The sequence below is a fragment of the Paenibacillus chitinolyticus genome (genome assembly GCF_045038035.1).
GTDB lineage: Bacteria > Bacillota > Bacilli > Paenibacillales > NBRC-103111 > Paenibacillus_F > Paenibacillus_F chitinolyticus_A.
The window spans coordinates 2,194,605-2,220,418 of the sequence record NZ_CP173427.1 but is presented as its reverse complement, the minus strand read 5'-3'; the positions used below and the strand labels follow the sequence as shown (position 1 = coordinate 2,220,418).

20 protein-coding genes are annotated in these 25,814 nt (G+C 54.9%); 6 read left to right on the top strand and 14 right to left on the bottom strand.

The window, feature by feature from the left end; translation table 11 throughout:
- Positions 1-106: 106 nt before the first annotated feature.
- From ACI48J_RS10200 to ACI48J_RS10190, 3 genes are read right to left on the bottom strand one after another with little or no spacing between them, the layout of a single operon-like run.
- A complete protein-coding gene (locus tag ACI48J_RS10200) occupies positions 107-1,291 on the bottom strand; it encodes an acetyl-CoA C-acyltransferase (protein WP_405082650.1) in 1,185 nt (394 codons plus the stop codon).
- A gap of 27 nt (positions 1,292-1,318) precedes the next feature.
- On the bottom strand, positions 1,319-3,718 hold the full coding sequence (locus ACI48J_RS10195) for a 3-hydroxyacyl-CoA dehydrogenase NAD-binding domain-containing protein (RefSeq protein WP_405082649.1): 2,400 nt from the start codon (positions 3,716-3,718) through the stop codon (positions 1,319-1,321).
- Between the two features lie 45 nt (positions 3,719-3,763).
- On the bottom strand, positions 3,764-5,932 hold the full coding sequence (locus ACI48J_RS10190; protein ID WP_405082648.1) for a heterodisulfide reductase-related iron-sulfur binding cluster: 2,169 nt from the start codon (positions 5,930-5,932) through the stop codon (positions 3,764-3,766).
- A 269-nt stretch (positions 5,933-6,201) separates the two neighbouring features.
- Between ACI48J_RS10190 and ACI48J_RS10185 the strand changes: the two genes are divergently transcribed.
- The 3 genes from ACI48J_RS10185 (at position 6,202) to ACI48J_RS10175 (ending at position 8,650) form a co-directional block, all read left to right on the top strand.
- The gene (locus ACI48J_RS10185) at positions 6,202-6,786 is read left to right on the top strand and encodes a TetR/AcrR family transcriptional regulator (protein ID WP_326054541.1); all 585 of its coding nucleotides are present in this window, start codon (positions 6,202-6,204) and stop codon (positions 6,784-6,786) included.
- Positions 6,787-6,840: 54 nt separating this feature from the next.
- Entirely contained in the window at positions 6,841-7,602 is a 762-nt protein-coding gene (locus ACI48J_RS10180; RefSeq protein WP_405082647.1) for an electron transfer flavoprotein subunit beta/FixA family protein, read from the top strand.
- 76 nt (positions 7,603-7,678) lie between these two features.
- Positions 7,679-8,650 carry an electron transfer flavoprotein subunit alpha/FixB family protein gene (locus tag ACI48J_RS10175; protein WP_405082646.1) on the top strand — a complete coding sequence of 324 codons (972 nt, stop codon included), beginning with the start codon at positions 7,679-7,681 and terminating at the stop codon, positions 8,648-8,650.
- A 104-nt stretch (positions 8,651-8,754) separates the two neighbouring features.
- Here the strand turns inward: ACI48J_RS10175 and ACI48J_RS10170 are convergent, their stop codons facing one another.
- Positions 8,755-9,261 carry a hypothetical protein gene (locus ACI48J_RS10170; protein ID WP_405082645.1) on the bottom strand — a complete coding sequence of 169 codons (507 nt, stop codon included), beginning with the start codon at positions 9,259-9,261 and terminating at the stop codon, positions 8,755-8,757.
- Between the two features lie 344 nt (positions 9,262-9,605).
- Positions 9,606-10,466 (bottom strand): MurR/RpiR family transcriptional regulator, encoded by an 861-nt coding sequence (locus tag ACI48J_RS10165; protein WP_042233173.1) that lies wholly within the window; start codon positions 10,464-10,466, stop codon positions 9,606-9,608.
- Between the two features lie 610 nt (positions 10,467-11,076).
- Here ACI48J_RS10165 and ACI48J_RS10160 point away from each other — a divergent pair.
- On the top strand, positions 11,077-12,648 hold the full coding sequence (locus ACI48J_RS10160; RefSeq protein WP_405082644.1) for an FAD-dependent oxidoreductase: 1,572 nt from the start codon (positions 11,077-11,079) through the stop codon (positions 12,646-12,648).
- A 129-nt stretch (positions 12,649-12,777) separates the two neighbouring features.
- Here ACI48J_RS10160 and ACI48J_RS10155 read toward each other — a convergent pair whose 3' ends face one another.
- The 4 genes from ACI48J_RS10155 to ACI48J_RS10140 all read right to left on the bottom strand — a co-directional run bounded on the left by ACI48J_RS10155 (position 12,778) and on the right by ACI48J_RS10140 (position 19,335).
- Positions 12,778-13,830 (bottom strand): metallophosphoesterase family protein, encoded by a 1,053-nt coding sequence (locus tag ACI48J_RS10155; protein ID WP_405082643.1) that lies wholly within the window; start codon positions 13,828-13,830, stop codon positions 12,778-12,780.
- Positions 13,831-14,053: 223 nt separating this feature from the next.
- Positions 14,054-17,062, bottom strand: coding sequence for a glycoside hydrolase family 10 protein (locus tag ACI48J_RS10150; protein WP_405082642.1), 3,009 nt, complete (start codon positions 17,060-17,062; stop codon positions 14,054-14,056).
- 265 nt (positions 17,063-17,327) lie between these two features.
- Positions 17,328-18,113, bottom strand: coding sequence for a TspO/MBR family protein (locus tag ACI48J_RS10145; RefSeq protein WP_405082641.1), 786 nt, complete (start codon positions 18,111-18,113; stop codon positions 17,328-17,330).
- Between the two features lie 130 nt (positions 18,114-18,243).
- Positions 18,244-19,335, bottom strand: coding sequence for a M24 family metallopeptidase (locus ACI48J_RS10140; protein WP_405082640.1), 1,092 nt, complete (start codon positions 19,333-19,335; stop codon positions 18,244-18,246).
- A 270-nt stretch (positions 19,336-19,605) separates the two neighbouring features.
- Between ACI48J_RS10140 and ACI48J_RS10135 the strand changes: the two genes are divergently transcribed.
- Positions 19,606-20,169, top strand: a complete 564-nt coding sequence (locus tag ACI48J_RS10135) for an NAD(P)/FAD-dependent oxidoreductase (RefSeq protein WP_405082639.1) — start codon at positions 19,606-19,608, stop codon at positions 20,167-20,169.
- Between the two features lie 153 nt (positions 20,170-20,322).
- Here ACI48J_RS10135 and ACI48J_RS10130 read toward each other — a convergent pair whose 3' ends face one another.
- The 4 genes from ACI48J_RS10130 to ACI48J_RS10115 form a co-directional block, all read right to left on the bottom strand.
- The gene (locus ACI48J_RS10130) at positions 20,323-20,937 is read right to left on the bottom strand and encodes a rhomboid family intramembrane serine protease (RefSeq protein WP_326052399.1); all 615 of its coding nucleotides are present in this window, start codon (positions 20,935-20,937) and stop codon (positions 20,323-20,325) included.
- A 105-nt stretch (positions 20,938-21,042) separates the two neighbouring features.
- Positions 21,043-21,549, bottom strand: a complete 507-nt coding sequence (locus ACI48J_RS10125) for a type 1 glutamine amidotransferase domain-containing protein (RefSeq protein WP_405082638.1) — start codon at positions 21,547-21,549, stop codon at positions 21,043-21,045.
- A gap of 31 nt (positions 21,550-21,580) precedes the next feature.
- On the bottom strand, positions 21,581-22,015 hold the full coding sequence (locus ACI48J_RS10120; RefSeq protein ID WP_405082637.1) for a hypothetical protein: 435 nt from the start codon (positions 22,013-22,015) through the stop codon (positions 21,581-21,583).
- A 153-nt stretch (positions 22,016-22,168) separates the two neighbouring features.
- The gene (locus tag ACI48J_RS10115; protein WP_405082636.1) at positions 22,169-23,566 is read right to left on the bottom strand and encodes an LCP family protein; all 1,398 of its coding nucleotides are present in this window, start codon (positions 23,564-23,566) and stop codon (positions 22,169-22,171) included.
- Between the two features lie 190 nt (positions 23,567-23,756).
- On the opposite strand from ACI48J_RS10115, the gene ACI48J_RS10110 reads away from it, so the two are divergent.
- A complete protein-coding gene (locus ACI48J_RS10110) occupies positions 23,757-24,191 on the top strand; it encodes a universal stress protein (protein ID WP_326052395.1) in 435 nt (144 codons plus the stop codon).
- A gap of 191 nt (positions 24,192-24,382) precedes the next feature.
- Here ACI48J_RS10110 and ACI48J_RS10105 read toward each other — a convergent pair whose 3' ends face one another.
- Positions 24,383-25,810: an ArnT family glycosyltransferase gene (locus ACI48J_RS10105; RefSeq protein WP_405082635.1), complete on the bottom strand. Its 1,428-nt coding sequence runs from the start codon at positions 25,808-25,810 to the stop codon at positions 24,383-24,385.
- Positions 25,811-25,814 lie beyond the last annotated feature (4 nt).

The window sequence follows — 25,814 nt, the reverse complement described above, 5'->3', positions numbered from 1 at the left end:
CGGTCTCTGGAGCCGCGAAGGTTCGAAAAGATCGGCTCACGGCTCCTTCATCCGCGGACCCGTGAGCCGGCAAACCGTGCTTTGACGCCCGGAAGACCGGGACCCGTTATTCTCCGTAAACCTCAAACACGCCGGCCGCTCCCATTCCGCCTCCGATGCACATCGACACGACACCGTACCCGCCGCCTCTGCGTCTCAGCTCGTGAACCAGACTGGCCGTCAGCTTCGTGCCCGTACATCCCAGCGGATGACCGAGCGCGATCGCGCCGCCGTTTACGTTCACCTTCGCTTCGTCCAGCTTCAGCTCGCGGATAATGTGCACGCACTGGGAAGCGAATGCTTCGTTGATCTCGTACAACTCAACCTGATCCTGCGTGATCCCGGCCTGCTTCAGCGCCTTCGGAATCGCTTCGACCGGCCCGACGCCCATGATCTCGGGCGCTACACCCGCCAGGGCGAAGGAACGGAATGCCGCGAGCGGCTTCAAGCCCAGCTCCTCCGCGCGCTCGCGGCTCATCAGCACAGCCGCGGCCGCGCCGTCGCTCGTCTGCGAAGCGTTGCCGGCCGTTACGCTGCCTTTAAGCGCAAAGGCGGGACGCAGCTTCGCGAGCACGCCGGTTGTCGTATCGGCACGGACGCCTTCGTCCGTGTCGAGCACGACCGGCTTCTCCCAGCGCTTGCCGCCGGCATCCACCCCTTTCACGCTCGTTTCGACGGGAACGATCTCCTCCTTGAACCGGCCCGCGGCAATCGCGGCAGCCGCCTTGCGGTGGCTCTCCGCCGCGAAGGCGTCCTGATCCTCGCGGGAGATGCCGAACCGCTGCGCGACGTTCTCCGCCGTGTGTCCCATGCCCATGTAAACTTCGGGCATCTCCACGGCCAGCTTCGGATGCGGCGACAGCTTGAATCCCGTCATGGGCACATGACTCATGCTTTCCACGCCGCCGGCAATGATCACGTCCGCATGCCCGAGCATGATCCTTTCCGCCGCGTAGGCGATGGACTGTAGACCGGACGAGCAGAACCGGTTGATCGTGACGGCCGGAACCTCAGCCGGGAAGCCCGCGTACAGGGCCATCGTCCTGGCGAAGTTCAGCCCCTGCTCGCCTTCCGGCATGGCGCAGCCGATGATGATGTCCTCCACGTCCTCCTTGCGCAGTCCCGGCGCCCGTCTGACCGCCTCGTCCAGGACGATGCGCCCGAGATCTTCGGCCCTCGTCTGGGCAAGACTGCCTTTCTTCGCTTTGCCTGCCGGAGTGCGCACTATCGATACAATGACCGCTTCTTTCATTGTGTTCTCCCCTCGCTTCGTCCTGAATTAGTTGCGCAGCGGCTTGCCTTTGGACAGCATATGCTGCATCCGCTGCTGGGTTTTCGGTTCGCCGCACAGGCTCAGGAACGCCTCCCGCTCCAAATCCAGCATGTACTGTTCCGACACCAGGCTTCCGGCCGGAACGTCTCCTCCAGCGAGCACGTGCGCCAGTTTGTTCGCGATAAGCTGGTCGTGGTCGCTGATGTAACCGCCCAGCTTCATCGTATACGACGCGATTTGCAGCACCGCTTTACCGCTGTCGCCGACGACCCGGATCTTCTCTTCCTGCGGAAGCACATAGCCTTCGCGGTCCATGGCCAGCACCGCCTGCTTGGCGGTATAAATCCGGTGATCGCCGTTCAGAACGACGGAATCTCTAGGGCCCATATAGCCGAGCCGCTTCGTATCGTAGCCGCTGGTAGACACCTTCGCCATCCCGATCGTTTCGAAGTAACGGTTGATGTACGGCTGGAGGTCCACCTCGGGATCGCCCGCGGCAAGCTGGCTGCTCCGCAGCGCCATTTCCTTGCAGCCGCCTCCGGCCGGTATGACGCCGACCCCCACTTCGACCAGGCCGAAGTAAGTTTCCGGAGAGAAAATAATCCGGTCGGCAGGCAGGCACGCTTCGACACCGCCTCCGAGCGTCATGCTGTGAGGCGCGGCGACGACCGGCTTCTCCAGCTTTTTCAGGGCCATCATGGAGTTCTGGAACAGCCGGATGATGCTGTCCACCTCATCCCACTCCCCGTCCTGCGCTTCCATAAGCAGGATCATCACGTTCGCTCCCACGCAGAAGTGACGGCCTTCATTGGCGAGGACCAGTCCGCGGTAATTGCGCCTCACCTCTTCCGTGCTTTTTTGCACCATTGTCAAAATATCGGCGCCGATCGCATTGTTCGGCGAATGGAACTCCAGGCACGCCACGCCGTCTCCGATGTCGATCAGACTCGCGCCGCTGTTGCTCAAAATCACTTTATTTTGCTGCTTAAGCGCTTTTAGCGAAATATGCTCCGGACGCGTGTCGGCTTCCTTATACGCGCCCCGGTTGTAGTAGAACGTCGTGCCTTCGCGCTTTTCGTAAAAGCCGGTATGCCCGGCCGCAAGCCATTCCTTCACCCAAGCGGGAACGTTCTCCCCTTCCTGTTCCATTCTTTTGACCGAGCGCTCCAGACCGATGACGTCCCACAGCTCGAAAGGCCCCAGATCCCAGTTGAAGCCCCACTTCATCGCATTGTCGATCTCCACGATGGAATCCGCGATTTCTCCCAGTTTGCCGGCCGAATAAAGCAGAACGGGTTTGATTACATTCCAGGCCAGCTCGGAATATTTATCCGGTGTAGAAAGCAGCGTTTTGATTTTACCGGCCGTGCCTTTGGCGTTCTTGGCCGCTTCCAGTGACGCAGAGGAAATTTTCCGCGACGGCGAGTATTCCATGGTCCCGAGATGGAGGGCCTGGATTTCTTTTCCTTTTTCATTTTTTATCTTCTTATAAAAACCCTGCCCCTTCTTCTCGCCGATCCACCCCCGCTCCACCATGCCGGTCAGTTCCGCAGGAACGTCGAAAATCGTTTTCTCCGCTTCGTTATCGACCAGGTCGTAAACATTCCTTGCTACGTGAACGAAAGTATCGAGTCCGACGAGATCCAGCGTGCGGAACGTGGCGCTTTTCGGACGTCCAAGTGCGGGGCCCGTCACGGCATCGATTTCTTCCACGGTATAACCTTTCTCCAGCATTTCCCGGAGAGTGACGAGCAGCCCGTACGTGCCGATCCGGTTGGCGATAAAGTTCGGCGTATCCTTGGCCGTTACAACGCCTTTGCCGAGCCTCTTCTCGCAAAAGTCAGCCATGAAGCGGAGAATTTCGGGATCGGTAGATTCTCCCGGAATGATTTCAAGCAGCTTCATATATCTCGGCGGATTAAAGAAATGAGTGCCTAAAAAGTGCCGCTTGAATTCCGGACCGCAGTCCTCCGCCATCGCTTGAATAGAGATACCGGACGTATTAGAGGAAACGATCGTTCCCGGCTTCCAGACCTGCTCGATCCGGGCCAGAAGCTGCTTCTTTACGTCCAGGCGTTCCACGACCACTTCGACAATCCAGTCGACGCCCGATAATCGGGCCAGATCGTCTTCCAGGTTTCCGGGTGTGATGAGCGCCGCAAACGCTTCGCTGTACAGCGGTGCCGGATTCGTTTTCTTCAGCCTCTCAATCGCTCCCGCCGCCAGGCGGTTTCTCACTTTCGGCTGCTCTGTAGTCAGACCCGCTTTCGTCTCCTCGTCCGTCAAAACCGTCGGAACAATATCCAGGAGCAGGCACGAAATACCCGCACCCGCCAAGTGTGCCGCAATGGCCGCCCCCATCACGCCGGAGCCGATAACGGCCGCTTTCTGAATCTGATTCACCATGTCGGATTCCCTCCTGATCTTCGTCTGCCGTCCGGCCGCTTTTTCTTACGAAACGGTTTGGAACGGCGCAGGTGCCTTGGCACCAAATACGGATTCTTCGAGTATTTCTGCGATATCCCGGGCTTTGACCGTTTCTTCGGCTTCTTTCATTTTCGTACCGTCTTCCATCATGGTCAGGCAGTACGGACAAGCCGATGAAATCACCGTCGGGTTAACCTCGAGCGCCTGCTCGGTCCGGGCCAGGTTGACTCTCTTGCCGGCCGTTTCCTCCATCCACATCATGCCTCCGCCCGCGCCGCAGCACATTCCGTTCTCACGGGAGCGGGTCATTTCAACCAATTCCACGCCGGGAATCGCTTTGAGCACATTGCGGGGCTGATCGTAAACGTTATTGTAACGGCCGAGGTAACACGAATCGTGATACGTGATCCGTTCGTTCACCTCATGGCTCGGAGTCAGCTTTCCGGTGCGGACCAGTTCATCCAGAAGTTCCGTATGATGAAGAACCTCGGCTTCCAGTCCGAATTCGGGATATTCGTTCTTTAAGGTGTTGTACGTATGGGGGCAGGCGGTCACGATTTTGCGCACCCCGTATTTCCGGAAAATTTTAATGTTTTCCTCGCAAAGCTGCTGGAATAAAAATTCGTTTCCCAGCCGCCTCGGAGTATCGCCGGAATTCTTCTCTTCGTTGCCCAGAACCGCGAAATTGACATTCGCTTCATTCATAAGGCGCACGAGCGAACGCGTGATTTTGCGGCTCCTGTTATCGTAAGAGCCCATCGAACCGACGAAGAACAGGATGTCGAATTCCGGGTTTTCTTTGACCGTCGGAACGCGGAGTTCGCCTTCGGGATCGATTTCCTGCACCCATTTGGCCCGGTCGTTGCGCGAAATTCCCCACGGGTTGCCCTGGCGCTCGATGTTCTGCATCGCCCGCTGGCCGTCATGCGGCATAGAGCCCTGCATCAGAACGAGATGCCTGCGCAAATCGACGATTTTGTCCACATGCTCGTTCGCTACCGGACACTGGTCCTCGCAGTTGCGGCACGTCGTGCAGGACCAGATTTCCTCTTCGGTCATGACATCGCCGACCAGCTCCATCTCCTCCGGCTTTTTGCCCGTCGTCACCCAGGAGTGCTTCTGCGCGTTCATCGTCGGACCGATATCGGTGATGCCCGAGCCGTTCCATGCGCCCAGCTCATGTCCATCGGCGTTCATCTCATGCACCGAACTTCCCGAGAAAGCGATAGCCGGCACCCAAGGGGATTTGCTCGTAACCGCCGCCCCCTTCTCCGTCAAGTGATCGCGCAGCTTCACGATCATGTGCATCGGCGAAAGCATTTTACCGGTACCCGAGGCGGGACACACGTTGGTGCAGCGCCCGCATTCCACGCAGGCATAGAGGTCAAGCATCTGCTTCTGCGTCAAATCTTCGATCTTACTGAGTCCGAAAGATTCCGCTTCCTCGTCTTCCAGATCCAGCTTCCGCAGCCGTCCGGCAGGTTCCCGTCTTTTCAGCAAAATGTTAAGAGGAGCCGTAAGGAGATGAAAATGCTTGGACTGGGGCACATAGACCAGGAACGCCAGCAGAATGAGCAGGTGCGCCCACCAGAACACGTGATACAGAACGGCGGCCGCTCCTAGAGGCATCCACCCGAACGCAGCTGCCAGTACGGACGAGATCGGTGCCATGGCCGAAGGCTCCAGCCCTTCCCGAATCCGGTCGAAAGCAAGCGTGAGAAGCACCGAAACCATCAGACTGAAAATAAAATAGACGACCAGGCTCGGCTTCCATCCTCTCTTCAGCCGTTTCAGCTTCTCTCCGTACCGGCGGTATGCGGCGTAACCCATGGCGATCAGAATAGCCGCTACCGTGATTTCCTGGATCAGACCGAAAGCTTCGTAGCCGGGAATCGGCAGGCCGTGCCCGACAAGGCCTTTGACGATAATATCCAGCGCGCCGAACTGAAGAATAATGAACCCGTAAAAAATGACAATGTGCATGATGCCGCTTTTCTTGTCCTTGAGCAGCTTCGTTTGGCCGAACACTTGAACGGTGAAATCTTTCAGCCTTTCCCCGATCTGCCCGCCCCAATCGACCGGCTGTCCGAGCTTCACATATAGGTAACGGTGGTACACCGCTTTGGCGAACAGGTAAACGCCGAATCCCGTCACGCCCAGAAACAGAATCAACTGCACGATCGCTCCCGGCATCGGAAACAACCCCTTTCTCGGATGCTAACATCTTTTATCACTTCCACCATATAAAGCGTTTACATGACCCAGGCAAACAAAAGCATGGTTCTCCTGACTAACGTTCGGATCAAACATGCTTTTCTCATGGTGCCACAACCTCGGAACTTCGCCTTAACAGCGGGTCATTCAGTCATTGACATTGCCCTGGATCTATTTTATGATGGCTGTAGAAAATGAATGAGTATTCATTCACTATTTAATTCGTATTTTAGCACCGAGGTGATTCCATGACAAGTAAAAAAAAAGAAAAATATGATTTAATTCTCGAAGCTGCGTTGAAAGTATTCGCCGAACACGGGTTTCACCGCTCTCAGGTTTCCAAGATTGCCAAAGCGGCCGGCGTCGCGGACGGTACGATTTATTTGTACTTCAAAAGAAAGGAGGATATTCTCATCTCCTTGTTCCGCGAGAAGCTCGGTGAGCTTGTAGGCAAGTTCCATATGCATATCGAGCAGACCACAGGCGTTAAGGAAGCGCTTCGCAAAGTTTGCGAGATCCATTATACGGAGCTGGAAAATAACGTCGATCTCGCCTTCGTCACTCAGATCGAGCTTCGGCAAAGTTCGCTTGAGCTGCGCAAAGAAATAGGAAAAGCCGTTAAGCCATATATTGAATTAATCGAGAAACTTCTTGAACGGGGCGTCGAGGAGAAATTGTTCCGGGCCGATCTCGATGTGAAGCTGACCCGCCTGCTGCTGTTCGGGGCGATGGACGAAGTCGTCACCTCCTGGCTCATTTCCGGACGCAAATATTCGTTGTCCGCTCAGGTGGACGGCACCGTACAGTTCTTTCTTCAGGGAATTCAGGCTTAAAAGCCGATTATCCACAGAGGATACTCATTTCAAAATAGGAAGGGGACACCAGCGATGGACATTTTCGTGCTGCTGAAGCAAACGTTTGATACCGAGGAAAAAATCGTGTTTGAGAACGGACAAATTTCGGAGGATGGCGTCAAGTTTGTCATCAATCCCTACGACGAATATGCAGTGGAACAGGCTATTCAGCTCCGCGACGAGCAGGGAGGCAAAGTCGTCGTCGTTTCCGCCGGTCCGGAGCGTTCCGCCGAGGCTTTGCGGAGCGCGCTCGCGATGGGAGCCGACGAAGCCGTCCTGATCAACGATGAGCGCATCGGCGGCGATGAGCATGCCGTGGCCCAGGCGCTTCATGCTTTCCTGTCCCGGGAAGCGTACGATCTTGTGCTCGGAGGAAACTTCTCCGTCGACAACGGCGCCGGCCAGGTGGCCGTCCGTCTCGCCACGCTGCTCGGCATCCCCCACGTCAGCTCGATTACGAAGCTTGAGATTGCCGGCGGGAAAGCGAATGTACACCGTGACGCCGAAGGGGACCTGGAAGTGGCGGAAGTGACGCTTCCGGCGCTCTTTACGGCCCAGCAGGGATTAAACGAGCCGCGCTATCCTTCCCTGCAGGGAATCATGAAGGCCAAGAAGAAGCCGTTCCGTGAAGTCACACTGGACGATATCGGTCTCGGCACGGTGGAATCCCGCACCGAACGCGTGGATCTGTTCCTGCCGCCGCCGCGCAAAGCCGGAAAAACGCTCAAAGGCGAGCCAGCTCAAACGGCCGCGGAGCTTGTACGGCTTTTGCGTACGGAAGCAAAGGTTATCTGATTGGTCCTTTGATTTTTTCCGCGGTCATTTTGCGCACTTATTCCTTTTATGAGTCCATATAGGAGGCGACTGAATCATGTCCAACACATACCTGATTGTAGCTGAAGCTAAAGGCGGCGCTCTTCGCCAGGTCTCTTTCGAAACGATCGGCGCGGCGAAGGCGGCTGCCGCCGAAGGGGATTCCGTTCTCGCCGCTCTGATCGGCTCCGGCGTGTCCGGCCTGGCCGATGAACTGGCCGCATACGGCGCCCAGAAAGTTTACGTGACCGACCATACCGATCTTAAGGACTACAACCCCGAAGCTTACGGCAAAGCGCTTCACGACATTATCCGGCAAGCGGAGCCCGACGCGGTCTTGTTCGGCCACACCGCCATCGGCAAGGACCTTGCCCCGCAAATCGCTTCCCTGCTCGGGGCCGGGCAGATATCCGATGTGACGGCCGTTGAATCGAACGGCGGCAAGGCCGTGTTTACTCGCCCGATCTACGCGGGTAAAGCGCTTGAAAAGAAAGCGTTTACCGCGTTCCCGTGGGTCGTCACCGTCCGGCCCAACAACATCGCCGCTCCCACAGCTGTGGAAGGCGCTTCGGCAGCGGTCGAAAACGTGGCGTACGAAGCTCCATCCCTTCGTACGGTCATCCGCGAGGTCGTTCAGAAGACCTCGGGCAAAATCGACCTTGCCGAAGCCAAGGTCGTCATCTCCGGCGGGCGCGGCGTCAAGAGCGCCGACGGCTTCAAGCCGCTCGAGGAGCTTGCCGGCGTGCTCGGCGGAGCGGTCGGAGCGTCGCGCGGAGCCTGCGACGCCGGGTACTGCGACTATGCGATGCAGATCGGGCAGACCGGCAAGGTGGTCACGCCCGAGATTTACATCGCATGCGGCATCAGCGGCGCCATCCAGCATCTGGCCGGGATGAGCGGATCGCGGGTCATTATCGCGATCAACAAGGACCCGGAGGCGCCGATCTTCAAAGTCGCCGACTACGGGATCGTCGGAGACCTGTTCGATGTCGTGCCGCTGCTGACGGAAGAATTCCGCAAAGCGCTTTAGCTTTGCGGCACGGAAACCCGCCCTTAGGAGCGTCAAAAAAAGCCCCGAACATGCCGGTAAACCGGCTGTGTCCGGGGCTTTTCGCCTGCCGTACCGGGTTTGCGTTATTCACGGCGCTCACGTGTAAGTTTTGCCCCAAGCCACTTCCAGATCGCATATAGCGCCGTCCCCGCCGCTGCGGCAAATGCCGCTGTCCGGGCTTCCAGCAAATACGATTGGCCGGCCTCCGGACCTCCCCCGGCTTCAGCTGCCGATGACCAGCCCGCTCCGCAGTAAAAAGCGTAGAGAACGAATAAAAGCATGCACAGGAGCGTTTTCAGGCTTTCCGCGAATCCTTCCGCTCTTTTATAGCCCATATAACGTATACAGCCGCTAAAAAGGATCACCGTCAGAAGAAGAACCGCAGCCCACTCCTGCCTGGAAACAAAGCCCGCCGGCTCGTTTTTGCCCAGATGATAGATCCAATACGCATGTTCGGCCAATCCGATCAGCAGTATGACCGGGACCGCCGTCCGGTACGCCCTGCTTTTCATAATCCGGTCTGTCCGGAGCGAAGAAAAAATGCGGTTCCTCCATTTCTCTGCCTCTTTCCGTTTTTCAGCCGGCAACATCGTTTCCTCCCCGCCTAAGAAATAGGGTTCCGCTACCACTATACGGATTTTTTGCATGAAACATGTCTGATAAGGACAAGCGACGGTTTACCTCAACTTCACCTTACAACATTTGCCACCCCTTCCATCCTGCTATAAACTGAAGAAGAAAGCTTACCGTATTTTTTGCCGACCGATTGTTTGATTCGATTTAAAAATTCCGGATTACCCGCCGGAGCCTAGCCGACCGATGGACAGGCGTGTCCGGAAATAATTCCGGGCCGGGATGCGCCTGGCGCTTCAATCCTTCCGGAAGCAGCAAAAAGCCGGGACCCGTAGGCCCCGGCTGCGCGCAGGAGTAGCGATTAGTACAGTTTATCCAGAACAGATTTCGCCGTGTGTTCCAAAGCCCGGTACGTCTGATCCTTCATTTGCATGGCAACGGCCGTAGATAGAATATCCAGCAGATGGATCTGCGCCAGCTTCGAGGAGAAGGCTCCGCCCTGCAGAGGTGTTTCTTTCGCTGTAGCGAGAAGAACGACATTGCTCTGATTCGCAATCGGCGAGCGGGCGTGGTTGGTCAGGCAGATGATGTAAGCGCCTTTCTGCTTGGCCAAGCGGACAGCGTCGACAAGATCTTTGGTGCTTCCCGACGAAGAAATACCGACGACGACGTCGCCTTTCTCCACCAAAGACGCGTTCATGGCGATAATATGGCCGTCGGAACCGGCGTCCACATTAAACCCGAGCCTCATGAACCGGTATTTGGCATCCTGCGCGGTAATCCCCGAGGATCCTACTCCGAAAAACAAAATTTTTCGTGCCGCCAGAATAGCGTCGATCGCTTGCTGCAGCTCCTGGACGTTAAGCAAAGATGTCGAGTTCTGCACCGCCTGCGAGTTTTGGGAGGTCATTTTCTTCATAATCTGGTCGAGATCGTCGCTTTCCTCAATCTTGCCGTGCACCTGCTCGCTTGGCGTAGCCAGCACCTGGACGAGCGATAGTTTAAATTCCTGATATCCCTTGTAGCCGAGCTTGCGGCACAAACGGATGACGGAGGTTTCGCCTACTTCCGCTTTTTCCGCCAAGTCCGTAATCGTATAGAAAACGGTAGCTTCAGGATCCTTTAATACGGTGTCGGCCACTTTCTGCTCGGACTTGGTAAGCGAGGAATAAATACTGTTGAGGAGCAGCAGCGAATTGTTCAAATCGGCGATTTTGCTCATAGATGGGACTCCTTTTCGTCATTCTGCGCGGTCAGACAATCAGTTCACGGTTTTCTTTTCTAGTCTCTACATGAATAGTACTTGAAACTAGGCGATTTGCCTAGTGCATCTCCATATTTTTCTAAGTTTGCCTGTACCCCCGAACGGTCGATTTCTGTAGTTTCCTGTCACACAAAGGGTTTTTCATGCTGAGAACCGTCGATTTTTGGATGGATAGCCCAACTATATTTTAACTTATATTTACTATAATTTACTAGTTTCAGAAATATATTATACAATTAATATGGGCATAAAGACCTAAATAACTCTTATTTTAATGCTTGATTTTTATTTCGGTTAACAAACGGAAGGACATGCAGGCATAGCCGTTCTTGTTCCCGCATAGAAACTAAAAGGTCCTTTTATTTTTTTAAGACCGCTGTAAAAATTTTTTGAAATAGGTTGCGGAAAAACGTAAACAGGCTCCGGAAAAAAGGGGTCTCATCCTTTTATCCGCACATGCCCTGCTTCAAAATGAGACTTTGGGCGCATTAAAATAAGAACATATGTTTGCTAAAATAAAGAGGATTCCAATATCAGGAAAATATATAGACTGTGGAGGGATTCGACTATGAACCGTGAACTGAAAGCAGATGTCGTGATTATCGGCGGAGGTGTCGGCGGCTGTGCGGCCGCTCTGGCTTCCGCAAAAATGGGATTGAAAGTGATTATGACGGAAGAAACCGATTGGATCGGCGGACAATTGACCAGCCAGGCGGTACCGCCGGACGAGCACAAGTGGATCGAGCAATTCGGCTGCACCCGCAGTTTCCGGCAGTTCCGCAACGGTGTGCGCTCTTACTACCGCGATTATTTCCCGTTAACGGCGGAGGCGCGCGCCATCGTCAATCTGAATCCGGGCAACGGCGGAGTAAGCCGCCTGTGCGCGGAACCGAGAGCCATGCTTGCGGTCCTTGAGCAGATGCTTGCTCCTTACGTAAACAGCGGCAAATTGATTATTCTCACGCGCCACCGCATTACAGCGGCCGAGACAGACGGGGATAAAATAAGGGCAGTCAAAGTAAAGCACTTGGATCTGGGTCATAAACATACGTTAACCGCTCCGTATTTCCTGGACGCGACGGAGTGCGGAGACGTTCTTCCTCTCGCCAAGGTCGAGTATGTGACAGGTGCCGAATCCCGGAAAGATACGGGGGAGCCGAGCGCGCCGGAAGTCGCCGATCCGAAGGATATCCAGGCGTTTACCGTCTGTTTTGCGATGGATTATTTCGAAGGCGAGAATCATGTCATCGACAAACCGAAAGATTACAATTTCTGGCGCAATTATAAGGCGGACTTCTGGCCGGACAAGCAGCTCAGCTGGATTTCGCCGAACCCGGTTACGCTTGAGCCTGCCGAAGATACCCTGTTTCCGGGCACCGAGAAATATCCGCTGTTCAATTACCGCCGGGTAATCGATAAGGCGAATTTTATGCCCGGTACGTTCCCGAGCGATATTTCCCTCGTAAACTGGCCGCAGAACGATTACTGGCTCGGCAATATTTATGACGTTCCCGAAGCGGAAGCGAAGAAAAATCTCGAGCAGGCCAAGCAGCTCAGCTATTCTCTGCTCTACTGGCTCCAGACCGAAGCGCCGCGTCCGGACGGCAAAGCCGGTTATCCCGGTCTGCGTCTGCGTCCCGACGTCGTCGGCACCGAGGACGGTATGGCCCAAGCGCCGTATATCCGGGAATCCCGCCGGATCAAGGCGGAATTCACCGTCAAGGAACAGCACGTCAGCACGGCGATCCGCGGCGACAAGGGGGCGGAAGTGTTCCCCGATTCCGTCGGGATCGGCGCTTACCGGATCGACCTCCATCCGAGCATGACGGGACGGAACTATCTGGACGTGTCCTCCCTTCCGTTCCAGATTCCGCTCGGCAGCCTCATTCCCGTTCGGGTCAACAATCTCCTGCCGGCGTGCAAGAACCTCGGCACGACTCATATTACGAACGGCTGCTACCGTCTCCATCCGGTGGAATGGAATATCGGAGAAGCGGCGGGCTTCCTTGCCGGCTACTGCATACAGAACGGGTATCAGCCCCGTGAAGTGCATGCTGACAAGACGAAACTGGAAGGCTTGCAAAATATATTGTCCTGGAACGGCGTAGAGCTCGCATGGCCGACCATCACTCCGCTGTAACCTCCCTTGAAATAGCCCGGGCTTGAACCGAAAAGCCGCCTTTAGCAGAGCGTTCTGCATAAAGGCGGCTTTTCCCCTTTTCCCGGCGGCAGCCCGTTTCCCGAATTTCCAGGCCGGCTCCGCGGTTAGTCAGTATCGCTTAACAAATCGTGCCGAAGACAGCCACTCTCCCGTATTGTGCCTGCGTCCGCGGATCGTTACCGAATGAGGCTCCACCTCGACGAGGACGCTTTCGCTTTCAACGGGCGCGGCAGGTTCAATGCCGTCTCCGATGGGCCTGCGGACAGAGGAGGTGCCCATATGAGAGCAGCCGTCCTGGAAATAAACCCCCGGACTGGCGAGCGTGTAATGGGTGTGCCCGGAGAAGAAGCACACGTTCGGGTGTCGGCCCAGCAGCTCTCTAAGCCGCACATCCTGCACGACCCCCTTCTCGCCGGGATCGTAGCTTCCCGCCACCGTGTGAGGAAGCGGCTGATGCAGGAAAACGAACACCGGCCGCTCCCGGCCATGCGGGCGGTATGCTTCTTCCCCCGCGGGATCCGACGGCTGCAGCCCGGCCTCTTCCTCTGCCGGGGAAGCCGCAGTCCCCGTTTCTCTGCTTGCGGCTCCGTCGGCTTCAAGAGCTGCCAGGTCCGTCCCGGACGCAGAGGCCGTTTCGGCCCGGCTTTGCGCTTCGGCATGGCGAGGACCCGATTCCTCCCGCAGAATCCGCTCCAGCCAGGCGAACTGCTCGTCGCTGATCCAGGCGTCCTCCAGGATAACCGGATCGGTGTCGCGGTAGCGCTCGGCGCTCATAAAGACAAAGCGCAGCCCCTTCAGGCGCAGGTCGTAATAGGGCAGGGGCCTTCCCAGAAAGCCGAGAAACCTTGCCATCGCTTCCGCCGTCGACCATCCGTTCGGGAACGTATCCACGCTAAAACTCCCGTCCTTATACCACATGCGGTAATATTCATGGTTTCCGTTCGTCATATAGACGGGAACGCGGGCATGTTCGGACAGAATACGTTTTAACACCGTATAATCCTCGGCGAATCCCTCGGTTAAATCCCCGTTAATCACGATAAACTCGGGCGGATGCTTCATGGATGCGTAATCTTTCAGGCAAACTTCCAAACGGCGGTGGGACTCGGGGTCCCATGCTACCACATGAATATCGGACAATACCGCAAACGTAAATTTCATGGATCTGCACCTCTTCTCTTCCTCTAAAGGATTGAAAAGCTTCTGTCTGCAGCCTTTTCTGAAACCACATACGGTCTGTTTAACCTTCCGATTCTTCCGGTTCTTCCGGTTGTCGCATCCGGATAAAACGGCGTCATCCACTGCCTGACTTCATTCTTCTTCGAAAGCCCGATCCGGCAGTTTGCCGCTGTTATCAGATCATGTCCCGCCTTGCTGCCCTTGCCTACTCATGTGCCTCACCGGTCTCATCTTCCGCATGAGTCACCCCGGTTTCATTGAATTCATCCGCTTCATCGGCCTCTTTACCGCCCTTCCCCGATTTGGCCGCCGTAATTTCGGCAATCCGCAGGGCTCCCTTCAAATCGTACAGCATCCGTTCTTTGACTTCGGCATTCAGACGGCTATCGGACAAAATATCCTTAACCAGGGATGCCAGCGATTTCTTTACCTGCTTCAAACGGCCGGGATTCAGCCGGGGATTTTTCTCGCCGCCCAGTTTTTTAACGATTTCTTCGATCTCATCGGTATACCGGCCGGCTTTGCGGGCATCCATCCCTTTAAGAGGGAGATACAGCTCCTTTATTTTCCGTTTCTGTCCTGCAAGTACAGCTGCAATCGACCGGGCAGGATCGCTGTCGGGAACGACCGCTTCATTCCGGTACACGCCGAGAACGGTATTTTTGTCATAGCCCTGATCGAAAAACGATTCATACTCGAACACGGCGCTGCCGCTGATTCCGAGCTGATGGCTCGCAATGATCTGATCGATGAACGCGTCCTTGGTCAGATCGATAAAAGAGCCGACGCCGATCGTCACATACGATTTATCCTTTGCGATCTCGAACGTTTTGCGCGCATCCGCCACAACGAGCGATGTGTCCAGTTTATAGGACATCGGGAACACGTTGTCGATCAGGTTATGCCTCACCCAGTTCATCGAATCCTGCAGCACGTCTCTGCGTGCAATTTCATATTCGGGCCATACCGCGGCGGTTAGCTTCACTTGGGGTTTCCATTTCTTCACTTCCTTGGCCAGGCGGAACACAAATTTGTCGACGAACCCGACACGCATATCCACCCACTGTGCCCACAGCGCATCACCGGGGTGCAGAAGGAGCGGATCAGTTCCGTATTTCTTTTGAAACAAGCTTCGGGTGTATCCGTCATATCCGAAATCGTTCGTAAAATCTCCCGAACCGGGATAGCGCGCATAATCAAGGTGCAGACCGGCTACGTCATAGTTGGAGAGCAGCTCCTTGTAGACGTCGATCAGAAAATCGTGCGTTTCATCCAAAGCGGGATTGATAAAATAATAACGGAATCCGCTGGACGCATCTTCCTGATAATTTTGGCCTTTCCGGCTGAGCAGCGACCATTCGGGCTTGCGCTCCACGATCGGCCCGGGTTCCGGCCCTCCCACGAAAAAGTTTTCGACCCAGGCATGGATTTCGATGCCCCGTTTTTTCCCTTCTTCCAAATAAGCTTTAAGCACATCAAATCCGCCGTACATGGGATTATGAGCCGTTATGTTGTTTTGGGTCGGGTAGATGGTGTATCCGTTCCAGAACGTTTCCAAATATATGGAGTTAAGGTGAGCCGCCTTAATCTTATCCAGCGCCCGTTTAACTTCCTCAAGAGACTTCTCTTTGGGCCGAATCCAGATTCCCCGGTTTTCAACGGTTCTGGACTCCACATTCATGTAGTGAACGCGTGTTGCTTTTCCATCCAGTTCGGCCAGCACTTCCGTCAGCCCTTCGACACCTTTTTCCTCCAGATGCTTGCCCGCCTGTATCTCCAGCTGCTTCACCTGCCGAATTTCTTTGGAGATTTCCTCGTAAGGAACATCCATAAACCGGCGTTTGGATTCTTCCATTGCCTGCTCCGCAGAGCCGGCGGTTAATCGCGCCTTATCCAGATAAGACTGCGGCGTAAAAATAAGCAGCACCTGCTTTTCCGTCCGGTTGATCTTCACGGTCGCCCCAATCGCCGCATAACGCGAGAGCCAGGCCATCTTGGAGCCGTGTCCGGAAAGGACGTATCCCCCTGCGGGAATCGGCCGGTTGTTGCCTCCGCTGCTTATGATTTTGCCGTCCGCGTTCACGACAGCCTCCCCTCCCCACGGATTCGTGCCGGTGGCGGCACCATAGCTGCTGTCGTACACGATCAGCTGCTCCGCTCCGCGATGCCCGGGATACGGCTTGTCGTTCGTATCGTCCCATCCTGCCGGATTGTCTTCCCTCGTCCGGGGATTAAACGCGTCATAAGCCATTTTAGACGCAAAATACATGGGGTAGGCATTCAGCTCCATCGATACGGCCAGTCCCGGAGCCGCCAGAGCCAGCAGATCGGCGTAATAAGGATTTGCCGCCTGCACGGAAAGAACGTAACCTCCCTTGGGGATCGGCGAGTCGTTGTCGATAAATTTTCCGCCGGAATCCATCAGTATTCCTTTAACTCCCGTGACCCGGCCGTTCTGGAAAGTCACTTCGATTCCCCAAGGATTCGTGCGGGTGGAGGCTCCGTATCCCGGGTCGAAAAGCACCGCTTCGCCCTGATTTCGCGGCCCGTTAACCCGGTCCACGGGGATAATTAAATCGCCGACCTTCACATACTTCGTCGGCAAGACTGGAATTTTTATGTTCACGGCGGTAAGGCTGTCTCCCACATTCAGCTGCTGCAGAAGCGCCTTGGTACTTGCGGTACCTGAAAGAACGTATCCGTTTGGAGGCAGATAGGTTCCTTTTTTGCCGTCTGAGATTTTGTCAACGATAATGCCTTCCGTCACAATAAGCTCGATCGTCCGGTCATCGAAAGGAGATGTATACGTTCCGTACGTGCTTGTATACACTGTCAGAGCGTCTTCTTTGCGCTCCTGATCCATTCCGGCTACCGGGTGCAAAGTTCCGTCGGGAAGCTTGATGTGAGGACCGTAAACGGATTCATTTACCGTCACGTCAAGAGAAGCCTGCGGAAGCAGAGGGGTTCCGGGCCCGTTCGCCGAACGAAAAGGGTCCTGATCGGCAGGCCCGGATTTCGGGCTGTCTGGCGGAACCGCGATTCCTCCGTAAGGTCCGGAACGCTGCGAATAGGGCTGGGCCGCAGCCAAGCCGGAAGCGGCCCCGGCAGTCCCGTACAGCGGAAGGCAGCCCGCAGCCGCAACGGACAAAAGCAGGACAGCAAACAGCGTTCTGCGGAGCAGCCCGCTTGAGCGAAGAGATCTTTTCACCGTCATCTTCCTCCTTCAGGTGTAAACTAGCTCCAGACATACAAAAACGGAGAACATCCGAGCAGGTTAAGCTGAGCCGCTAATCACCTCCTGTTATTTTCTCCCCTGTTTGCCAATCCGATTACACGTATTGTAGCACCATTTTGGACGTTTTGGAATATTCTTCTTATATGTTACATTATTTTGGATATTACCTCCTTTTTCATCTTATTTCGACAGATTGCAAAAAAAAGAAGCTCTCTTTTTCAAGAGAAGCTCCCCAAATAGGTTTTCATGACCGGCTGATATAGGACTGATCCCATCTTTTGCGGTCCCGGATCACTTTGGCCAGGAGCCATAAGGTTGCCGCTCCGACGATGGCGGCGAGTGACCAAGCCGCGTTGCGTACCCATATGTCTGCCTGCTGTTCGACGCCAATGCTGATGAAGGCCCAGACAAAAACCAGCGCGAAAGGCACGTCTTTCTTTCCGTAGCTGAAAGCGACAGCCATCACACCTGCGGCCGTCAGCAGCATGACGGCCCACATCCGGGAATCGATCCCCCATCCGTTCCAGCCCAAGTCCTGCAGCCATACCGTGACGTTTACGATGGAAGCCACGCAGATCCAGCCCAGATACAGGCTGAAGGGAACTTGCACGAAGCTGTACTCCCCGATCGCCCGCGATTCCCGGCCGTAGCGGATTCTCTGGTAGATGGCGATAAGCGTCAGCAGAAGGGCGGCCATGACCAGCGTGCTCCAGCCGATTTTTTCATAATGCCACAGAAAGATCCAGGCCGAGTTCAGCAGACAACTGACGACGAACCAATAGCTGATCCGTTCCACCGCCGGGCGGTCCCCCGTCTCCTTGCGGGCCTGGTAAATGACGAACCCGATCAGCCCCAGATAAATGACGCTCCATATCGTGAAAACATACCCGGCCGGAGTAACATATGTATGATGTCGGTCCGATATTTCCCCGGTGGTCACTCCGTTAATAGGCAGCACTTGAGCCAGCGTATTCACGAGCAGAACCAGGAGGAGGCCGGCAATATTCATGGTTTTACGCCATATATGCATGGCTGTCACATCCTCTCCTTTTGTTCATTATGTATGTTTAACCTCATGGGCCTGGAATTAATCGAATGCAAAAAAAGCCTGCCCCGTTATTCCGTTAGGAATACTTAGGGCAGGCTTTCACCGAAGCAGATCAGCCTCCGAGAACCGTCAACTGTTTAGGGAAGGAAGTCAGCACCTCGACTCCTCCGGCTGTAACCAGAACGTCGTCTTCGATACGGACGCCGCCCACACCCGGCACATAAACACCGGGCTCGATGGTGAACGTCATGCCGGCTTTCAGAATCGCCTCGTTTCTTCCGTGGACAGACGGATACTCGTGAACGTCGAGTCCGAGTCCGTGGCCGAGCCGGTGGTTAAAATAAGTGCCGTAGCCGCCCGCTTCGATCCGGGTTCTTGCCGCTGCGTCTACGGACGCGCAGGTAACATCCGGGCGGACGGCTTGAATGGCCGCTTCGTTGCCGGCCAGGACCGCATTGTAAATGCGGCGCTGTTCCTCCGACACTTCACCCACCGCGAAGGTGCGCGTAATATCGGACGCATAGCCGTTCAAATAAACGCCGAGATCGAATAGAAGCAGATCCCCGCGGCTGATTTTACGCGTTCCGGGAACGCCGTGCGGCAGCGCCGAAGCCGGACCGGTCAGGACCATCGTTGAAAAAGAGGGAGACTGGGCCCCGAGTTTTTTCATCTGGAACTCCAGTTCCGCGACCAGCTCGATTTCCGTCACCCCGACAGCCACCTTCTGCAGGCCGCGCCTCAGCACTTCCTCCACAAGCGTTACGGCCTCCTTCATCAGGCCGATTTCGCCTTCGGATTTGATGACCCGCATATCCCTCAGCAGCTCGTCTACCGGAGAAACCCGGCTGACGCCCATGCAGCTCTTCAGTTCTTCAAAGCGGCTGACGGTCCAGTGCTCGGTTTCGATGCCGATGCTGACAAGCGAAGCCGGCAGCAATCCGCGAAGCACTTCATAAGCCGAGTCCGTGTCGCTGTGCGTATGAATCCGCTGTACCGAGGAGGCCTGCGCGGCCGCTTCCGCATCTAGAGCCGGTACGAGCAGAAACGGTTCTTCTCCTCTCGGAAGGATGAGCCCCAAGAAGCGCTCGTGCGGGTCGGAGGCGAATCCCGTCAAATAATACACGTGCCGTGGAACCGTAATGATAACGGCATCGAGGTTGTTTTGTTCCATATGATCGCTGATTTGTTTGAGCCGGTTGTTCATTTAATCACCTTTTCTTTTCAAGGTTTTTCGCTGTTTACTGTGGATGAATCCTCTTCCTATCATAACATGCGGGGAGATAAAAACCCACATTCCGGGACTGCCTCAGGGTCTGTCTGGGGTCTGCCCTAGGGCTGTATAACTCCTCAATAGGTTGGCGTGCTTCTCGGAAACTCGGCCCTATTTACGATGTAAGCGCCTGCTTTTCTTCCTTCTGCCGATCCGCTATACTGGATTAGAGTCTTTATTTTGCCATACGAAGGAGAGAAGAGCATGTACGATCTTGTTATTATCGGAGCGGGCCCTGCGGGTGCAAGTGCCGGACTGATTGCCGCCAGAGCTGGTAAAAAGACGCTTCTGATCGACAGCGGGCAGAGCATGACGAAACGCGCCTGGATTGAAAACCATTACGGAGTCGCCGAAATCAGCGGTCCCGACATGGTGGAGCTGGGCAAGAAACAAGCGGCCAAGTTCGGAGCGGAACTTGCCGAAGGCAAAGTGGAATCTGTCGACAAGCAGGACGACGGCTTTCTCGTCACTTCGGATCAGGGCAGCTACGAAGCCAGACACGTCCTACTCGCGACCGGAGCCCTGGCCGATCTTGCCGATAAAATCGGAGTCACGACGATTCCAGGCACAGAGCCGCGGATCAAAACGATCGTTCAGACGGATGCGAACAACAAAACGAGCGTGGAAGGCATCTGGGCGGCGGGCACGATTGCCGGCATGAGCGTACATACGATTATAACGGCGGGCGACGGCGCCAAGGCGGCCATTAATATCGTCAGCGAGCTGAACGGCGAGCGTTATGTGGACCACGATGTGCTGAAATCTTGATTGATTTTATCCTTTAAAAGCAAATAGAAAAGACTCCTGTCCGGTTCTAGGGAACCTTGCAGGAGTCTTCTTTCGGTTTCAGCGGAAGCGGGGCGTCAGAAATCCCGATTCCTTTTGTCGGTTATCCGGCACTGCCTTCGAATGAGGCTCGTTCTATCTCCTGCCGCTGCGTTTGATAAATTCCACGAACAAGGCAAACAAGATAAAACCGGCCAGAAAACCACCCAGATGCGTGTATAGATCCACATTCGGCACAATCACGGAAAACAGCAGACCGCTCACTAGAATAATGATGACCGTCTGTCTCGATTGCTGGTCCAGAAGCTGCCTCCGGAATAAGGCCAGATAAAGATAGGCCGCATAAATTCCGTAAATGGCGCCGGAGGCCCCCGCCGCGACATAAGCGTCCGTGTGCAGCCAATAGGAAAACGCGCTGCCCAGCGCCCCGCTGGCTAAGTAAAAGACCGCGTACCGGACACTGCCCAGCAGCCGTTCCAGCGGCGGCGCGAAAATAACCAAGGCGAAGCTGTTAAACAGCAGATGAGACAAGCCGATATGTAAAAACATGGCGGTGAAAAAGCGCCACCACTCGGGGACAAAACCCGGAGCGGAAAATAAGGCTCCATACTCGATAAGCGTTCTCGTGCTTGTCGACGAGCCGCTTATCTCCATCAGCACAAACAGCACCACATGGATAAGGACCAGAAGACTCGTCACCGGGTACCGGCGTATGTACTCTTTGAAGCTTTCTTGACGGACGAACAGCATAACAGTACCTTCTCCTTCGGATGAGATACCCCCATCATATAGGAAAAACAAGAACGCCTGCAAGCTTGCGCGGCAGACGTTCTTGTTCTATGAAAGAAACACCTTTTACAGCGCCTTTTTGATAGCGGCGATAAACGCAGGCTCGTCCTTCGGAGTCCGCGACGTAATCAGGTTGCCGTCGACCACGACTTCCTGATCGGCGAATTCCCCTCCGGCGTTGCGCACATCGTCCTGAAGCGGCGGGTAGGACGTAAGCTTCCGGCCTTTGATCAGACCGGCGCTGATCAGAATCTGCGGTCCGTGGCAGATGGCGGCCACCGGCTTCCCGGCCTCGTCGATTTTTTTCACGAACGTTTGAATGTCCGCATCCAGACGCAGTCCTTCCGGCGAAGAACCACCTGGAATAACGACGGCATCATACTCGTCCGGTTTGGCTTCTTTGATGCCCTGATCGGCCGTATATTCGGCTTTCTTGTTTTTACCGGTAAGCAGTTCCCCCTGCTTCAACCCGATAATGACGACTTCGTGTCCGTCGGCCTTTAGGGCTTCATACGGTTCCTGCATTTCAGAATCCTCGAATTGGGGTGCCAGCAAAAATGCGATTTTACTCATGGTTGTTCCACTCCTTTTCGTTTATCCGGTTTCAATCTATCGATTCAACGTATCCCTTGTTGCTGCGGATGATCTCCACGATTTCCGTATAGTCGGAATCCGGCACCTTGGCCGTCAGCACATAACGCAGATTTTCGGCGTCATCGTCGCCTTTGCCAAAAATAAGATCCCCCAGCGGCCCATCGTCTTCGCCACGGATGGTTCGGTCGGGATCGTGACGATCCTCCGCCGCCCGGACCGGTATGAAACCGCCCGGACTCGGAGAGGTGCCGATCGTAGCACCCGGTACGCCAACGGCTCCCGACGTCCCGCCAGCAAAGGCCGGAGGGGCAATCAGACCGGTCCGTGAGACGCGTCCCTGAGTCTCCCCGACTTCAAGCTGCTCGACGGAATAGGTTTGAAGCCGGATACGAACATCCTCCGCATCGTTTTCCGTGCGGAAATAGGCTTGAATATGTTTGCTCATCACGAACACCTCATCCTTTTTAGTTTCTCTCCTGTTGATATTACCCGCAACTTTCTTTTCCTACACAAGCTCTGGGGAAAAAGTTCACAATCTTCTGCGCGGAAAAAGAAATCCCCGCAGCTCTCGTAGCGAGAAGTGCGGGGATTTAAGATGTTAGCCTGCTTTTTGTACCGCTTCCTGGTTTTGCGGAGTCGGCGTCGGTTTAGGGACCTCCGAATTTTTCGGTGTGGTCGTCGGCTTTGTGCTCGGCACCGGGGGGACGCTTCCGCCCGGTTTGCGGGTCGGCTCCGGTGTCAAGCCCGGTACAACATCATCGTCTTCCGGAGTCGGGTTCGGCCTTACGGACGATTTCGGCGTTGGTGTCGGTGTCGGTTTGATCGTCGCCTTCGGCGTATGAGTCGGGACACCCGTCGACTTCGGCGTGCGCGTCGGCGTAATTTTCCCGTCCGAATCGTTATTGTTTTCTCTATTATCCGTGCTTTTAGACGAATTTGTGGAATTCGGGCTGCTGCTCGGCACCCAATTCGGATCCAGGCGGAGCTTTAAGGCGTTTTTGGCTTGTGCAATTTCTTCGTCCTTCACCACGATATAAGGGCTGATCCAATCTCCGTCCATATGGATGAGTTCGATATTTTGCGTATCGATTGTGATATATTGGGAAATCATATCATGAATCTGACTGGAAGGGATATCCGTTTTGAGATTGTTCCCAACGGCTTCCAGAATACCGGAAGCTTTCGTGACGCCACCCAGACTTTTCAGGTTCTTAAGAATTTCATTCAAAACCTGCTGCTGTCTCGCGTTACGCGCGGGATCGCTGGATTCCGGGGTTTCGAACTTCGAACCCGGGTTCGATTTCCGGTAACGCACGAAGTCGAGCGTTTTTTTACCGTCCAGCTTCTGAACGCCTTTCTTGAGATCGATTCTGGTGCCGTCCCAGTTGTCGACATAGTACATATCCTGGTCCACATCGACCGTCACGCCGCCGAGCTGGTCGACAACCTGCTTAAATCCTTCGAAATCAATGGTAACCATGTAGTCGAAAGGAATCTCAAAAAAGTTGCCGAAAAACTCCTTCGTCTTTTTCATCGCGGTTTCCGGTTCAGTTAACGTAAAATGCGGGTAAAAATAGTTAGCCTTATGAGAATCGCCGTTCTTCTTGAGCTTCATTTCAAGGTCGCGCGGCAGGGAGACGATCGTTGCGGACTTCGTCTCGGGATTCATCGAAATGGCCATCATCACGTCGCTGTTCAGCGAGCCGGTTTCTTTCCGGGAATCCACACCCATCAGCAAAATGCTGATCGGTTTGACTTTGGCGGAATCCTTCGGAGCGACGACTTCCTTCGTTCCTACCGTGTCGATGATATTATTGGCCTTACTGATGAGAAAGCTGGCGTAGGTCCCGATGCCGATGACAAGAAGCAGAACGATAATGCCTCCGGTTACGGCTATTTTTTTCCATAGGGGCCATTTGGCTTTCTTTTTAAGTTTGGATTTACGTGAATCAGTACCGGAAACGGGGGTTGAATTCGGATTAATAGGGTCGGACATAATTAAAAACCTCAATTCTTGAGTATGGTATACAGTTCCATGGAATTGTATAGACAGGAGTATGATGCGGACGATATCATTATAGTTCGGTAGACGGTATAATTATAGTGAGAAATACGAAGTAAAGAGTTACAAATAAGTTAAAAATTCGACAGCTTCCCTAATTCATTATGCCAAAGAGGTGACGATCATGCAATTCTTGAATATTTTATGCGCATATGATGGTTCTGAAGTATCCAAAAAAGCGCTGGAGAAAGCCGTCGGACTTGCAAAAAGCAACCCGTCCGCCAAGCTTGAAGTGGTCCATGTGGCAAACATGCCTAACCTTGTCGTCGGTGAAGCCCTCATTTCCACCCCTGCCGGCATGTCCGGAGAATATTACGAATTGGCCGAACAAATTAAAGACGAAGCCAAGCAGCGTTTGGTTTCACTTTCCCAGCCGGCCGAAGTTTATCTGCTGAACGGAAATCCGGGCCGGGCCATTCTCGAACATGCCGAGCGTACCGGGCGGGATCTGATCGTAATCGGCAGCCGCGGCCTGAGCGGAGTGCGTGAGTGGGTGCTCGGAAGCGTCAGCCACTATGTCGTCCAGCATGCGCAAATTCCGGTGCTCGTGATCAAGTAGTCGCCGGCTGCCGGCAGTACATAAGCGGCTGCGTTAAGCGGCTGCGTTAAGCGGCTGCGTTAAGCGGCTGCGTTAAGCGGCTGCGTTAAGCGGCTGCGTTAAGCGGCTGCGTTAAGCGGCTGCGTTAAGCGGCTGCGTTAAGCGGCAAACCAAAAGAAAGCAGGACCTGCATGCAGGTCCTGCTTTCTTTTTCAGTTCAGCCGGTAAATGTCATAGCCGCCCTCTACGGGAATTTTCTCGAACTTCGCGTTAAGATAGCGGCGCAGCTCCCCGGCCTTATCTCCGTCAATCTGCCCTTTGAGCGGAACAAAATAGGCCGCTCCGCCCGCCCGGAAATATTCCAGCTCTTTCACCGGATCGTCCGGGATGGAGTTAAGCACCCTCCAGCCTACCCGGTGGCTGGCGTTCAGGAGCGAGGGGTCGTCGGTGCCGACGACAATGAGATCGCCCGGCTTTGTCAGCCGTTCGACCGCCCGGGCCTGCTCCAGAATGACGGTTTTCTCCTTCCCGTAATCGGGATTCATCATAAGGGCGCAGGCCCAGCCGATTCCCGCAACGACGACTGCGGCGGGAATCCAGCCGAACCGGAGCTCCGCCAGCCGTCCGATCGTTTTCGCGGCGAGCAAAGCCGCCACCGGAGCAAAGAAGATCAAATAATAATCGAATTTGATCACCGCCACGATTGTGGCCAGCTCCAGAAGCATCGCCCACCCCCACACGCGGACGGGGATATCCTTCTGCCGGAAACCGGCAAGCAGACCGGCGGCCGCCAGGGCCAGAAGCGGCCAGGAAAAGGCCTTCGGCAGCTCCCGCAGGAAAAAGTCCCAGGTTTCGGGGGTAAACAGAGCCGTCGCCATTTTCGGGAAAATGTGCTTCGTCGCTATCCCCGATACGAATTGGAATTCCGCTATGGACGAGGCCCAGGCGTAATACAGCGCGGGAAGGCCGAGAGCCAGAACCGCGAACAGCCACAAGCGCCAGTTCAGGACCATTTTCCCCTTAAACTTCGCCGCCGCCATGAAAAGCATGGGAATGCCGACGAAGATCGTCGGGACCTTGAGCGATATCGCCAGCGCCGTAAACAGCGCCGCGGTAAGCACAAAAGCGGTGCCGCCCTTGCGAATCCACACCGTGAACGCATAGAACGCGCCGAGGTAAAAAAACAGCGATGCCGCTTCCGGCATAATGGCGCGGGAATACGTCACCGCAACCGGTAAGATCCCGTACAGCAAAACCGCGATCCAGGCTGTCCGTTTCGTATAGAACGAGCGGGCGATCAGGTATAGAAACCATGCCGAGCCCATAAAAAATGCCAGAGGCACTAGCCTGGCCAGCCAGTACTGGTACCCGAACAGTTTGTACAAAATCGCAATCAGAAACGGGGTAATCTGAAATTCCAGCTCCACATAATTGGGAAGCGGCCCCTGATAATTGAACTGCGGATAGAAAAGATTAAATTTAGTCTCCACAAAATGGCGTGCGATCGATTCCGTATCCGACTGTCTCCATGAATCGATTTCATACGGTGAATTGGTTATGTATGGAATTCTCAGCGCAGCAATCGCAATAAACAAGAGGGCGGTTATGAGCCACGCAGGAATGCGCGTCTTATGTTCCATGCGC